The 201-nt window shown below is 54.7% G+C and carries 1 protein-coding gene; it reads left to right on the top strand.

Annotated elements, in window-relative coordinates; all coding sequences use genetic code 11:
- Positions 1-60: 60 nt before the first annotated feature.
- On the top strand, positions 61-201 hold a 141-nt coding region (locus tag HMPREF2896_RS13185), incomplete at its 3' end, for a transposase (RefSeq protein WP_141746436.1).

Consider the following 201-nt stretch of genomic DNA (forward strand, 5'->3'; position numbering starts at 1 on the left):
TGAGGTTACCCTCGTTTAGTGGACACCCTATTTGTACGGATCTTGTGTCCGTAAGAGAGGATGTTCATTGTGAGTCAACAGCGCAAGAAGTACACGCCGGAGTACCGGCGTGAGGCCGCGAACCTGGTAATCGAGTCAGAGCGCCCGATTGCCCATGTGGCTAAAGAGATTGGTGTTTCCGCCGGGCTTTTAGGCCGGTGG

It is taken from the genome of Corynebacterium sp. HMSC069E04 (assembly GCF_001813175.1).
Taxonomy (GTDB): Bacteria; Actinomycetota; Actinomycetes; order Mycobacteriales; family Mycobacteriaceae; genus Corynebacterium; species Corynebacterium aurimucosum.